Raw genomic sequence first — 12822 nt, forward strand, 5'->3', positions numbered from 1 at the left:
GCCCAGGTTACGGCGGTCAGGGCGCGGGAGCCCACTGCATGAGCAGCGCTTCGGTGGTGGTGATGGCGGCCACCAGCGAGAGGGAGTTGCGGATCACCTCGCCGGTGCAGGAGGCGGGCACCCCGGCGATGGCGTCGGCCGGGACCACGACCCGGTAGCCGTGGTTCACGGCGTCGAAGACGGTGTTCGGAATGGCGATGTTGGAGGACACCCCGGTGACGACGAGGGTGCGGATGCCGAGGTTGCGCAGCAGGGCGTCGAGGTCGGTGCCGGCCATCGGGGAGAGCCCGTGCAGCCGCCGGACCACCAGGTCCTGTTCGGCCACGACGATGGGGGCCGCGACCTCCACCGCCGGGCTTCCGGAGAGCTGGCGCACGGGCAGCTTCCCGGCGGCGCGGAACAGGCGTGCGTTGGTGTTCGCCCCGCGGCCGTCCGGCCGCCGCTCCGCGACCGCGTGCAGCACTTGCACCCCGGCCCCCCGCGCGGCGTCGGCGAGCGCCGCCACCCGCCCGAGCATCCCGGAGTCACGGGCCTCCTTCGCGAGCTCGGGCAGGGCGCTCTCCCCGCCGACGACGCCGTTCTGGCATTCGACGGTGAGCAGCGCCGTGGTGGCGTTGTCGAGATCCGGCATGACTCCCCCTGGCGTGACGGCCATCGACCCCGCATGATTCCTGACACACAGTCAGATGTGAAGGGGCGCGGGACGGATGGACGGGACACGCGGGGACAGGGCCCAGCGGCGGGGCCGCCGCATCATGATGAGCGACGAGGAGGTGGACGCCTTCCTGCGCGAGCAGCGCACCTGCCGGGTGGCCACGGTCTCCCCGGACGGGCGCCCGCACGTGGGCGCCCTGTGGTTCGCCTGGGACGGCACCTCGCTGTGGCTGTACTCGATCACGCGCAGCCGGCGCTGGTCCGACCTGCACGGGGATCCTCGGATCTCGGTGGTCGTGGACTCCGGCGAGTCCTACGACGAGCTGCGCGGGGTCGAGCTGTCCGGCAGCGCCGTCTTCGTCGGCGAGGCCCCGCGCACCGGCGAACCGTGCCCGGAGCTGGCCGAGGCCGAACGGATCTTCCCGGCCAAGAACTTCGGCGTCGAGCAGATGCCGCACGACGGACGGCACGCCTGGATCCGCCTGACCCCCGAGTCGGTCGTCTCGTGGGACTTCCGCAAGCTTTAGGCAGGGCCCGGGGGTGGGCTCAGAGCGCGGCGGCGGCCTGCCGCAGCGCGTCGACGGCGGCGCGGATGGAGGGCCGGCGGTCGGCGTCCGCACGCCAGACCGCGTACACGTGACGGCGTACCGAGTCGCAGACGGGCAGCAGCCGGACCCCGGGCGGCACCGGGCCGCGGCCCAGCTTCGGCGCCACGCACACCCCGAGCCCGGCCTCCACGAAAGCCAGCTGGGTGTGGTGCTCCTCGGCGATGTGGGTGATGCGCGGCTCGATTCCCGTACCGCGGAGGGTGAAGACCAGCCACTCGTGGCAGAACTGTCCCTCGTTCCAGGAGATCCAGTCGTCGTCGGCGAACTCGGCGAGGGAGATCCCGGTCCGGTCGGCCAGCCGGTGGCCGGCCGGGACCGCGATGTCGACGGAGTCGTCCAGCAGGTGCGTCCGGGTGAGTTCGGCGGGCACCGGCATGCGCTTGTTGTACCAGTCGATGGCCAGCGCCAGGTCGAGGTCCCCGCGCACCACCGCGGCCATGCTCTCCTCGGGCTCCTGCTCGCGCACCAGCGCCCGCAGGTCCGGATGACCGTCGCGCAGGGCGGACAGGGCCTGCGGCAGCAGTCCGCGCATCGCCGTCGGGAATGCCCCGATGCGGAGCTCTCCGACGGCGCAGCCCCGCTGGGCCTCGACATCTGCCTGGGCGAGCTCCACCTGGGAGATGATCCGGGCCGCGTGATCGGCGAGCAGCCGCCCGGCGTCGGTGAGCCGGACCCCGCGCCCGTTCTTGGCCAGCAGGGGCTGGCCGACCTCGCGCTCCAGCTTGGCCATCTGCTGGGACACGGCGGAGGTGGTGACGTGGAGACCGTCGGCAGCGCCGCTGACCGAGCCGTGGCGGGCGAGGGCGTCGAGGGTACGCAGCCGCTCCAGGTTCAACATGTAAGTGATGCTACGTCGTCACTCTGAGAAAGTCTCGCTTGTCCTACGAGATCGGCGGGAGCAGAGTAAGGGCCATGAGCGCACCCACGGCCCCCCGACCCACCCTCACGGCCCCTTCGCCGACCCCCACCACGACCACCCGGCGGGGCGTCCTCCTGGACTGGCGCCTCCGCTTCGCGATCCTCTCGGTCGTCTGGGGCTTCAGCTTCCTGCTGATCAAGGTGGGCACGGAGGCGTACGCGCCCTTCCAGGTGGCGATGGGCCGGGTCATGTTCGGCGCGCTCGCCCTCCTCGCCGTGCTCCTCGTCCGGCGCGAGCCGCTGCCGCGGGGGCTGCGCACCTGGGGCCACCTGAGCGTGGCGGCGCTGCTGCTCAACACCGCCCCGTTCTCCCTCTTCGCCTACGCGGAGCTGAGCATCCCCTCCAGCCTGGCCGGCATCTGCAACGCCACCTCCCCGCTGTGGGGGATGGCGCTGTCCCTGGTCGCCCTGTCCGAGGACCGCCCGACGCGGCGCCGCTTCGCCGGCCTGGGCCTGGGCTTCCTCGGGGTCCTCACCGTCCTCGGCGCCTGGCAGGGGTTCTCCGGGGTCGACGCGAAGGGCACCGCCTTCGCCCTGCTGGCCTCGCTCTGCTACCCCATCGGCTGGATCTACGTCCGCCGTACGCTGGCCGGGACCCCGGGCTCCCCGGTCGCCCTGACCGGCGGCCAGCTCATGGTCTCCACGCTCCAGCTCGGGCTCATCAGCGCCCTGTTCACCTCGGCCCCGGCCTCGTTCCCGCTGTGGCCGACCCTGTCGGTGATCGCCCTGGGCGCCCTCGGCACGGGCATGGCCCTCCAGATGCAGTACGGCCTGGTCTCGGAGGTCGGCCCGACCACCGCCCAGATGGTCACGTACTTCATCCCGGTCATCGCCACCACGGCGGGCGTCCTGGTCCTCGGCGAACAGCTCCACTGGAACACCCCGGTCGGCGCCGCGATCGTCCTGGCGGGCGCCGCCCTCACCCAGACCCGCCCCGCCCCCGGCAAGCCCGCCTGACGCCTGCTACCGTCCGGGCGATCACCACACGTCCCGGGGGAAACCACATGAGCACCGCTGCCGTCCTGCTGACGTTCGGCCTGGCCTGCGCCGTCCCCGGCGGCTGGATCGCCTTCAACGTACGGGGTTCGGCCGCCTCACTGGAGCGCTGGGGCGACAGCAACGCCGAACTGCGCATGCACGCCCGGGGCGACTTCAGCCCGGTGCAGCGCCGGATGTCAGCCCGCCTCCACCGTCTCCTCGGCACGGTGATCGCCCTGTGCGGATGCGTCCTCATCCTCGGCGGGCTGCTCGAACTCGCCTGACCCACCCCCGGCCGGCCGGTGCTGCGACCGGCCGGAACCGCGGTCAGACGTACCGGACCCCCGTCGTCCCCGGCCGGACCGCCGCGGCCACGGCGTCGGCCAGGCCGGGCACCTCCGGCAGCGACAGCTGTGACACCGTCAGCCGCACGCCCGGTCCCGCCTCGACGCGGAACCGGGCGCCGGCGGTCACCGCCCAGCCCGCCGCCAGCAGCCTCGTCACCACACCCGTCTCGTCGGCCACCGGCACCCACACGTTCATCCCGCTCCGCCCGTGCGCCGCCACACCCCGCTCCCGCAGCGCACCGACCAGCGCGTCCCGTCGTTCCCCGTACGAGCGGGCCACCGCGGCCCGGTCCACCACGCCCGAGGTCCACAGCTCGACCACCGCGTACTGCAGCAGCCGGCTCACCCATCCCGGGCCCAGCCGCTGCCGTCCCCGCACCCGGTCCAGCGTCACCGCGTCGCCCGTCAGCACCGCCAGCCGCAGGTCCGGCCCGTACGCCTTCGCCGTGGACCGCACCAGCGCCCAGTGCCGGGTGACCCCGCCCAGCGGATGCAGCGGCAGATCCACGATCCCGTGCCCGTGGTCGTCGTCGATCACCAGTACCCCGGGGTGGCGCGCCAGCAGCTCCCGCAGTTCCCCGGCCCGCGCCCCGCTCACCGCGGCCCCGGTCGGGTTCTGCGCCCGCGAGGTCACCACCAGCGCCCGCGCACCGGCCTCCAGGGCCCGCTCCACCGCGTCCGCACGGGGCCCTTCGTCGTCCACCGCCACCGGCAGCACCCTCAGGCCGAGCGCCGGCACCAGGTCCAGCACGCTCCCCCAGCCCGGATCCTCGACCGCGACCGCGTCCCCCGGCCGCAGATGGGCGGCCAGCACCCGTTCGATGCCGTCCAGGGCGCCCGAGGTCACCGCCACCGGCCCGGCCGGAACCCCGTCCGCGTCGAGATCGGCCCGGGCAAGCCGCGCCAGCTCCGGTACGACCGGGTCCTGCCCGTAGAGGGTCGGCGCCTGCGCGTACCGCCGGGCGGCCGCCGCCAGCGCCCCGTCCAGCGCGGGGAGCAGCGACACGTCCGGATTGCCCTCCGTGATGTCCCGTACGCCCGCCGGCACCGCCATCCGCAGGGCGTCCCGGGGCGCGCTCGACGGCCGGGCCCGGACCCGGCTGCCGCGCCGCCCGTCGGTCTCGATGACCCCGCGCTCGCGCAGCGTCCGGTACGCGGCCGCCACGGTGTTGGGGTTCACCCCCAGCTCCGCGGCCAGCTCGCGCATCGGCGGCAGCAGCGCTCCCGGCGCGAGCGCGCCCGCCCCCACGCCCGCTTCGACGCTCGCCGCGATATCCGATGCGCGACGCCCTGTGATTCGATAGTCTCCTAGCACAAACCAGAGTATGCACTAGTACAACGGAGTCCGCATCATGACCGCCTCGCCCGCTTCGCCCGCCACGACCGAGCCGGCCACCTCGACCGCCTACGAGCCCACGGACCGCACGGTGCCGACCCGCTCCCGCGAGCGCGCCCGCTACGACCGCGAGACGGTGCACTCGATACTCGACCAGGCCTACATCTGCCACCTCGGCTTCGTCCGCGACGGGGCGCCGGTGGTCCTGCCCACGCTCTTCGGCCGGGTCGGCGAGGCGCTCTACATCCACGGCTCCACCGGCTCCCGCCCGCTGCTCGCGGCCGGCCGGGCCGACCCGGGCCTGCCGGTCTGCGTGACCGTGACCCATGTGGACGGCCTGGTGCTGGCCCGCTCGGCGTTCCACCACTCGCTCAACTACCGCTCGGTGGTCGTGCACGGCACCGCGTACCAGGTCACGGACGAGGAGGAGTGCCGGATCGCCCTGGACGCCCTCGTCGACCACGTGGTCCCGGGCCGCTCCGCCGACTCCCGGCCGGCCAGCGCCAAGGAGCTCGCCGCCACCGCGGTGATCCGGCTGGACCTGACCGAGGTGTCCGCGAAGCTCCGCACGGGCGGGCCGAACGACGACGCCGAGGACCTGGGGCTGCCCTACTGGGCGGGCGTGGTCCCGGTCGCCCCCGTGTACGGGACGCCGGTCCCGGCGGCCGACCTGGCCCCCGGGACCGCCACCCCGGACTACCTCGCGGCGCTCTGACCCGACAGGACGGGCCCGGGGGCGGGCCGCGTCCCCGGCCCCTCGGCCGGGCCGTCGGCCAACCCGTCGGCCGGCCCGTTCCCGGGCCCGTCACCGGCCACGTCCGCCGGGCGTCGCCGCTCCGCCGCGATCAGGGCCCCCACGGCCGTGAGCAGCAGTGCGGTGCCCAGCACCACGGCGCCGGTCAGCCGCTCCCCGAGCAGCAGGACGGCGATCACGGCCGCGCTGACCGGTTCGATCAGCATGATCACGGACACGGTGGCGGCCCGCACGGCGGCGGCTCCGGTGAAGTAGAGCGCGTACGCCAGCGCCGTCGGCACGGTCGCGACGTACAGCAGCAGCCACAGCACCCGCCCGAGCTCGGCGGTGTGCGGCAGCAGCCCTTCGACGGCGGCCAGCGGCAGCAGGCACACCGCTCCCACCGCGACCGACCAGGTGGTGGTGACCAGGGGGTCGCCGCCCGCTCCGCGCCGCCCGAGCGACCGCGCCCGCAGGGTCATCGCCGCGTATCCGGCGGCCGACAGCAGCGCCCAGAGGACGCCGAGCGGGCGCACCTCACCGCCACCGCTGCCCAGCACCAGCACGGCCAGCCCGGCCAGCGCCCCCACGACGGCGGCCGCGCCGCCCCGGCCGAGCCGCTCGCCCATCCAGTACCGCGCCCCGAGCGCGATCAGCACGGGCCCGGCACCGAGGGTGACCACCGTCCCGACGGCGAGGCCGGTCTCGCGCACGGCGGCGAAGTACGCGGCCTGGAAGAGGGTGAACAGCAGCCCGGTCGTGATCAGGGAGCCGGCCGACGGCCACGTCCGCCCGCGGCCGGAGCGGGAACCGGGCCGGGACCGGCGGACGGCCAGGACCCCCAGCAGTACCACGAGCCCGCCCGCGCACCGCCAGAACGACAGGGCGAGCGGACCGAGGTCACTGGCGAGGAAGAGGAGCGAGGCGGCCGCGCCGGCGGTGCCCCAGGCGGCTCCGGCGATGACGAGGTACAGCAGACTGCGCCCGGCAGCGGGCGAATGGTTCGACACGTGTGTCTCCGCGCATGCGTGAAGGATGAAAAGAGCAGGTCATCGCTTCGCGGGCAGCGCGCACCCGCCCGGGAACTCCCCGGGCAGGGGTCTCGTTCGAGGAGGTGCCGCCCGCGCTAGGCGGCGGGCGGCGAAAGCACGGTCGAAAGCATGACCAGCACCTTATGCCGTCGTGGGCTCGCGGTCCAGCACGGCCGGGTCCGCCGCGGCCGCCGGGGCGATCGCCGGGGCCTGCCTGGAGGACTGCGCGATGAAGGCACCGCCCAGCACCAGGCCACCGCCGACGATCTGCCACGTCGAGAGGTGTTCGCCGAGCAGGATCCAGGCCAGCACGGTGGCCACCACCGCCTCCAGGCAGGCCACCACGCCCGCGACCTGCGGCGAGAGCTTGCGCACCGAGACCACGCCGGTCAGGTAGGCGAAGACGGTCGCCACCAGCACCACCCAGCCGAGCAGCACCGGTGCGGGCACCGTCGACCCGCCCACGGCCGCCTGCCCGCCGAGCACCTGCCAGTCCATCTCCCAGGGCCGGGCGACCACCGTCATGACCAGCGTGCCGACGATCATCCCGTACGCAATCACCCCGAGCGGGTCGGGCACGTCGTCGCCGTCGGCCCCCTGGTCCGCGAAAACGAAGTAGAAGGCCTGGCAGCAGGCCGCGCAGAGGCCGAACAGCACGCCGAGCAGGTCCAGCCGCAGGCCCGCCCAGATCTCGACCACGCAGGCCAGGCCCACGACCGCCACGGCGGCACCGGCGGCGGCGCCGCGCGTCACGGGCTTGCGCTGGACGAATCGGATCCAGCCGAGCAGCAGCGCCGGGCCCAGGTACTCCAGCAGCAGGGCCACGCCCACCGGGATCCTGGACAGGGAGGCGAAGTAGAAGGCCTGCACGCCCGCGACGGCTATCAGCCCGAAGCCCGCGATCAGCGCCGGTTTGCGCAGGACGAGGCCACGGTGACGCCAAGCCAGCGGTGACAGCACGAGCGCCGCCCCGGCCACCCTGAGCCAGACCATGTGGAGGGGGTCCAGACCCGCTTCGATCAGCGGTTTCGCCGCCACTCCGGAACCACCGAACGCAACCGCCGAGACGAGGGCGAGGCCCAGTCCGGCATTCTTCCCTGACGCTTGCATCGGGCCATCATGGCAGGGCCGGTCAGGACCGTCACGAGCGTGACACCTGTTGAGACGCGACCGAGATCGCGGGTCGCCGGACCCGCCAAATCTGACAGGTCGTCAGTATTGAATGTTCCGCCGGCCGGGGTTACGTTCCGCCGCACGTAGCCCGACGAGAAGGGGTGGTCGCATGGCCGAAGTCACCGCGGAATCACGCATCGAGGCGTCCGCCGCGAAGCTCTGGTCCCAGCTGACGGACTGGGACGCGTACGGACGGTGGAGCATGACCCACACCGATTTCCCGAAGGGCGGACCGGAGACCCTCGCGATCGGCTCCACCTTCGCCGAGAACATGAAGATGATGGGCTTCCCCGCCGAGGTCGTCTGGACCGTCTCGGAACTGGAGGACGAGCGCCTCTTCGCCATCACCGGCAAGGGCCCGATGGGCGTGGCAGTCCTGACCCGGTACACCCTGATCCCGGACGGCGCGGCCACCACCGTCCGCATCGACGGCGAGTTCACCGGGGCCGCCGTCTCGCTGATGGCGGGCAAACTCAAGGACTCGGCCACCGCCGCCCTGAACGAGTCGCTGCGCAAGCTGGCCGACCTGGTCGCCTGACCCGTACGGCCCCGCCCCACGACCCGCCCCGCCCCACGACCCGCCCGGCCCCGCCCGGCACCTCGTCGCACACGACACGGCGTGCCCCGCGAGAGTCTCGCGGGGCACGCCGTGTCGATCGTCCGGTCCGGGGGCCTGTCGTCAGTGCTCGTCGGCCAGGATCAGGTAGAGCTTCTTGCGGGCGTCGTTGATGACCGCGACGGCCTTGTCCCGCTGCTCGGGGGTGCCGGTCTTCCAGACCTGGCCGAAGGCCTCCATCAGGCCGAAGCCGGCCGTCCGGATCTCGCTCATCGCCTCGAAGTCGAAGCCGCGGCCGGCATCCGCCCACGGGGCGTCCGGTCCCGACTCGGCCTCGGCGCTGCCCGCGTCGGTGAGCGTGAACAGCTTCTTGCCGCCCTCGCTCTCGCTGGTGATGAGCCCCTCGTCCTCGAGCAGCTGCAGGGTCGGGTAGACCGAGCCCGGGCTGGGCTTCCAGGCCCCGCCGCTGCGCTCGCCGATCTCCTGGATCATCTCGTAGCCGTGCATCGGCCGGTCGGCGAGCAGCGCCAGGATCGAGGCGCGCACATCACCGCGCCGGGCCCGGCCCCGCGGTCCCCCCCGGCCGCCGCGCCCACCGAAGGGGCCTGCGCCGAAGGGCGGTCCGAACGGGCCGAAGGCGGCACGCCGCCCCTTGAAACCCTCCCGACGATCGGGCCCGCAGTGGTCGTGGCCCCGTCCGTGCTCATGCCCGTGGCCGTGTCCGTGCTGTCCGTGTGAACGCATGACTGCGCTCCTTTCGTCACTTCGTGGTGTCGTATCGGTTGTCCGATGTCTTTACTATCGGTGATCCATCGCGATGCGTCAACGATATATCGGAAACCTTCTGAGCGAACAGCTTCGAACAAGGCCGGTCATCTCCGATTGGCCTTTGTCTGCGATCAAGGAATCGCCCTACCGTCGGAGGATGCGCATCCGAATCGTCGACGCCTTCACCGACCGCCCCTTCCACGGGAACCCCGCCGGGGTCCTGCTCCTCGACACCGGGTTCCCCCCGGACTCCTGGCTCCAGCAGGTCGCGTCCGAGGTGAACCTCTCCGAGACCGCCTTCGCCCATCCCCTGCCGCCCGGCGGGGACGCCGACTGGGCGCTGCGCTGGTTCACCCCGGCGGCCGAGGTGGACATGTGCGGCCACGCCACGCTCGCCACCGCTCACGTGCTGGCGACGGAAGGACTCGCCACGGGCCGGATCCGCTTCACCGCGCGCTGCGGCGTCCTCACGGCCGAGACGGCCGGGGACGGGACGATCACCATGGACTTCCCGACGTCCTCGCTCACCCCGATCCAGGCTCCGGCGGCGGTGGGCCACGCCCTCGGGGGCGCGCCGATCCTCTCCGTGCACGACACCGCCGCCCACATCGGGGACCTGCTGATCGAGCTCGCCGACGAGAAGACCGTCCGCGAACTGGAGCCGGACCACGCAGCCCTGCGCGCCTTCGCCAAGCGCGGGGTGATCGTCACCGCGCCGGCCGACGATCCCTCGCTCGGGTACGACTTCGTGTCCCGTGGCTTCTTCCCGGCCTTCGGGATCGACGAGGACCCGGTCACCGGCAGCGCCCACACCGCGCTCGCCCCGTTCTGGGCCGAGCGTCTGGGCCGCACCGAGCTCACCGGCCTCCAGGGCGGCGCCCGCAAGGGGCTGGTGCGGGTGACCCTGGCCGGCGAGCGCACCCTGCTGACCGGCCACGCGGTCACCGTCCTCGACGGGGAGCTGCTCACCGCCCCGTGACCGCCCCGCCGCCGCGGGGGCCGCGGCGGGCCGGCTCCGGCCCGCCGCCGGTCACGGCGTCGGCAGCCAGCCCACCTTGCCCGCGAGCAGCGCGTACCCGCCGAAGGCCACGATGTCGAGCAGCGCGTGCGCGACCACGAGCGGCGCGACCCGGCCCCAGCGGCGGTAGGCCAGCACGAAGACGACGCCCATCACCACGTTGCCGATGAAGCCGCCGATGCCCTGGTAGAGGTGGTAGGAGCCGCGCAGCACCGAGCTGGCCAGCAGCGCGGCCATCGGCGACCAGCCCAGCTGGCCGAGTCGGCGCAGCAGGTAGGCCAGCACGATGATCTCCTCCACCAGGGCGTTCTGCACCGCCGAGAGGATCAGCACGGGGAACTTCCACCACACGTCGGGCAGCGCCTCGGGCACCACCGTGAGGTTGAATCCGCCCGCCCGGGCCCCCAGGTAGAAGAGCAGCCCGGCGCTCCCGATCCCGGCCGCCACGAGAGCGCCCCGCCCCAGGTCCCAAGCGGGCCGGGTCCGGTCGAAACCGAGCGTCCGCAGCCCCGGCACGCCCTCGCGGGTCAGCAGGTGCGCCACCAGCAGTACGGGGACCAGTGCGGTAGCGATGCCGAACAGCTGCCAGGCCAGGTCGAGCCAGGGCCGGCCGGGCGCGTAGGAGCCGTTGAGGGTGGCGGCCTGGTCCCGCAGGCCGCCCGGCTTGGTGAGCGAGCCGATGAAGCTGATCAGCGCCGAGACCGCGCTCGCCCCCAGCGAAAGCGCCAGTACCAGCAGGGTTTCCGTGCGCAGGACACCCCGCCGCCCGTCCTCGCGCAGCTCCACGACCACCGGCTCCGGCTCCACCCGCACGCCCGACTCCCGTCCCGCGATCCCGTTCCGACCACCCCATACTGCCCCTTCGGCGGCGGAACGGGATCACCGGACTCAGCGCACGGCCGGCACCGGGGTGCTCACCTCCGCATCCCCCAGCCCCACGGGCCAGGTGTGCACGGGGTCGCCCTTGTGCATCAGCTCGCTGTAGCGCCGGGTGGTGGCGGCCAGCGCCTCGTCCCGCGCCAGCCCGGAAGCCAGCGCCCGGTGGTAGGTGTCCACCTGCCAGGTGGCCCCGTTCACCCGCCGTCGGCAGCGTTCCTCGATGATGCCGAGGTAGCGGTCCCGGTCCGCCGGCTCGATGCCCCAGGCGTCCAGTCCGGCCGCCGCCATCGGCAGCAGCTCGTCCAGGACCAGCCGGACGGCGGGCACGCTCGCCAGCCCCCCGGCCCGGCCCCGGCGCGGCCAGCGCAGCCGCGCGTCGATCCCGTACCGGCAGGCCGCGTCGAAGTTGGCCTCCGCCTCGGCGAAGGGCAGCCGGGTCCACACCGGGCGCGGCTCGTCGGCGAGCGTGCGTACGAGCCCGTAGTAGAAGGCGGCGTTGGCGACGACGTCGGCGACCGTGGGCCCGGCTGGCAGCACCCGGTTCTCCACCCGCAGGTGCGGCGCCCCGTCGGCGACCCCGTACACGGGCCGGTTCCACCGGTAGACGGTGCCGTTGTGCAGGACCAGCTCCTGCAGCCGCGGTATCCCGCCCTCGCCGAGCACGCGCAGGGGCTCCTCCTCGTCACAGATCGGCAGCAGCGCCGGGAAGTAGCGGACGTTCTCCGCGAAGAGCTCGTACGCCGAGTCCACCCAGCGCTCCCCGAACCAGGTCCGCGGCCGCACCCCCTGCGCCTGGAGCTCGGGCGGCCGGGTGTCCGTGGCCTGCGTGAACAGCGGCGGCCGGGATTCCCGCCACAGCTCGCGCCCGAACAGGAACGGCGAGTTGGCGCCGACGGCTATCTGCGCGGCCGCCACCGCCTGCGCCGCGTTCCACACGTCCGAGAACCGCGCCGGGGTCACCTGAAGGTGCAGTTGTACGGAGGTGCAGGCGGCCTCGGGCACGATCGACCCGGAGTTCCAGACCAGCCGCTCGACGCCGTCGATGTCGAGCGTGAAGTCCTCGCCCCGCATCATCAGGATCTGCTCGTTGAGCAGCGAGTACCGGTCGACCGCCGAGAGGTTGGCGGTGACCAGGTCCTCGCGGGAGATCGTGGGCAGAATGCCGATCATCACGACACCGGCGTCGATCTCCGCAGCCTGCCGGTGGGCATAGCCCAGACCCGCGCTGAGTTCCTCGGCGAGCTGGTCGAATACCCGGCCGCCGAGCCGGTGCGGCAGTACGTTGACCTCCAGGTTGAACATTCCGAGTTCGGTCTGGAAATCAGGGCTCGCAATCCGCTCCAGCACCTGCGCATTCACCATTCTCGGCATGCCGTCGGCACCCGCGAGATTCAGCTCGATCTCCAGCCCCATCATGTTCTTCGGGCGATCGAACCTCTTCTCCGCCAGAAGCTGCTCCAGCCCCTCCAGGCACTCGTGAAGCTTCCTTCGATACCGCTGCCGATCGGACAGGTCGAATCCGCCTGCCACGACCTTCTCCCCCATCGAAGCGTCCCTCCTCGAGTGGGCCTGGCCCGTTGCACCCAGGCGCGCGTTACGGTCGATGATGCCCCGGCAGAGCGATCCATAACGCGGAGGGGCGTGCGTGGCGGGGAGCGCGCGCCGGTTTGGCCGACGGGCACTCCGGCACATTCACCTGGCAAGTCGCTTTGCGCAAATTCCGCATCGACTTTGCCTCTTTCGGAAAACCGGCGCTTTCCAGCCGAGCGCCTGTCCGGTAACCTCCGAGGTCAGCGCGGCATGTCCGCGTGCATCCGGCATGA

At 73.0% G+C, this 12822-nt stretch carries 14 protein-coding genes; 6 read left to right on the forward strand and 8 right to left on the reverse strand.

The window, feature by feature from the left end:
- Window positions 1-16: 16 nt before the first annotated feature.
- On the reverse strand, window positions 17-631 hold the full coding sequence (locus ACFCZ1_RS25130; RefSeq protein WP_376680508.1) for a cysteine hydrolase: 615 nt from the start codon (window positions 629-631) through the stop codon (window positions 17-19).
- Window positions 632-707: 76 nt separating this feature from the next.
- Here ACFCZ1_RS25130 and ACFCZ1_RS25135 point away from each other — a divergent pair, with 76 nt between their 5' ends.
- Window positions 708-1181 (forward strand): pyridoxamine 5'-phosphate oxidase family protein, encoded by a 474-nt coding sequence (locus tag ACFCZ1_RS25135; protein WP_376680509.1) that lies wholly within the window; start codon window positions 708-710, stop codon window positions 1179-1181.
- A 19-nt stretch (window positions 1182-1200) separates the two neighbouring features.
- On the opposite strand, the gene ACFCZ1_RS25140 is transcribed toward ACFCZ1_RS25135, so the two are convergent.
- Complete coding sequence (locus ACFCZ1_RS25140) at window positions 1201-2100, reverse strand: LysR substrate-binding domain-containing protein (protein WP_376680510.1); 900 nt, start codon at window positions 2098-2100, stop codon at window positions 1201-1203.
- A gap of 74 nt (window positions 2101-2174) precedes the next feature.
- On the opposite strand from ACFCZ1_RS25140, the gene ACFCZ1_RS25145 reads away from it, so the two are divergent.
- Together ACFCZ1_RS25145 and ACFCZ1_RS25150 are read left to right on the forward strand one after the other, a co-directional pair.
- Window positions 2175-3137 (forward strand): DMT family transporter, encoded by a 963-nt coding sequence (locus ACFCZ1_RS25145; protein ID WP_376680511.1) that lies wholly within the window; start codon window positions 2175-2177, stop codon window positions 3135-3137.
- 47 nt (window positions 3138-3184) lie between these two features.
- Window positions 3185-3442, forward strand: a complete 258-nt coding sequence (locus ACFCZ1_RS25150) for a hypothetical protein (protein ID WP_376680512.1) — start codon at window positions 3185-3187, stop codon at window positions 3440-3442.
- A gap of 43 nt (window positions 3443-3485) precedes the next feature.
- Here ACFCZ1_RS25150 and ACFCZ1_RS25155 read toward each other — a convergent pair whose 3' ends face one another.
- Complete coding sequence (locus ACFCZ1_RS25155; RefSeq protein ID WP_376680513.1) at window positions 3486-4820, reverse strand: aminotransferase class I/II-fold pyridoxal phosphate-dependent enzyme; 1335 nt, start codon at window positions 4818-4820, stop codon at window positions 3486-3488.
- Window positions 4821-4857: 37 nt separating this feature from the next.
- Here ACFCZ1_RS25155 and ACFCZ1_RS25160 point away from each other — a divergent pair, with 37 nt between their 5' ends.
- Window positions 4858-5556, forward strand: coding sequence for a pyridoxamine 5'-phosphate oxidase family protein (locus ACFCZ1_RS25160; protein WP_376680514.1), 699 nt, complete (start codon window positions 4858-4860; stop codon window positions 5554-5556).
- Here ACFCZ1_RS25160 and ACFCZ1_RS25165 read toward each other — a convergent pair.
- Together ACFCZ1_RS25165 and ACFCZ1_RS25170 are read right to left on the reverse strand one after the other, a co-directional pair.
- Complete coding sequence (locus tag ACFCZ1_RS25165) at window positions 5538-6584, reverse strand: DMT family transporter (protein WP_376680515.1); 1047 nt, start codon at window positions 6582-6584, stop codon at window positions 5538-5540. The genes ACFCZ1_RS25160 and ACFCZ1_RS25165 overlap by 19 nt on opposite strands.
- A gap of 162 nt (window positions 6585-6746) precedes the next feature.
- Entirely contained in the window at window positions 6747-7715 is a 969-nt protein-coding gene (locus ACFCZ1_RS25170; RefSeq protein WP_376680516.1) for a DMT family transporter, read from the reverse strand.
- Window positions 7716-7887: 172 nt separating this feature from the next.
- Here ACFCZ1_RS25170 and ACFCZ1_RS25175 point away from each other — a divergent pair, with 172 nt between their 5' ends.
- A complete protein-coding gene (locus tag ACFCZ1_RS25175) occupies window positions 7888-8316 on the forward strand; it encodes an SRPBCC family protein (RefSeq protein WP_376680517.1) in 429 nt (142 codons plus the stop codon).
- A gap of 141 nt (window positions 8317-8457) precedes the next feature.
- Here ACFCZ1_RS25175 and ACFCZ1_RS25180 read toward each other — a convergent pair whose 3' ends face one another.
- Window positions 8458-9078: a PadR family transcriptional regulator gene (locus ACFCZ1_RS25180; RefSeq protein ID WP_376680518.1), complete on the reverse strand. Its 621-nt coding sequence runs from the start codon at window positions 9076-9078 to the stop codon at window positions 8458-8460.
- A gap of 181 nt (window positions 9079-9259) precedes the next feature.
- Between ACFCZ1_RS25180 and ACFCZ1_RS25185 the strand changes: the two genes are divergently transcribed.
- A complete protein-coding gene (locus tag ACFCZ1_RS25185) occupies window positions 9260-10081 on the forward strand; it encodes a PhzF family phenazine biosynthesis protein (protein ID WP_376680519.1) in 822 nt (273 codons plus the stop codon).
- Between the two features lie 51 nt (window positions 10082-10132).
- Here ACFCZ1_RS25185 and ACFCZ1_RS25190 read toward each other — a convergent pair whose 3' ends face one another.
- A complete protein-coding gene (locus tag ACFCZ1_RS25190; protein ID WP_376680520.1) occupies window positions 10133-10933 on the reverse strand; it encodes a CPBP family intramembrane glutamic endopeptidase in 801 nt (266 codons plus the stop codon).
- A gap of 75 nt (window positions 10934-11008) precedes the next feature.
- Window positions 11009-12544 carry a glutamate-cysteine ligase family protein gene (locus ACFCZ1_RS25195; protein WP_376680521.1) on the reverse strand — a complete coding sequence of 512 codons (1536 nt, stop codon included), beginning with the start codon at window positions 12542-12544 and terminating at the stop codon, window positions 11009-11011.
- Window positions 12545-12822 lie beyond the last annotated feature (278 nt).

The organism is Streptomyces sp. NPDC056224 (genome assembly GCF_042267665.1).
GTDB lineage: Bacteria > Actinomycetota > Actinomycetes > Streptomycetales > Streptomycetaceae > Streptomyces.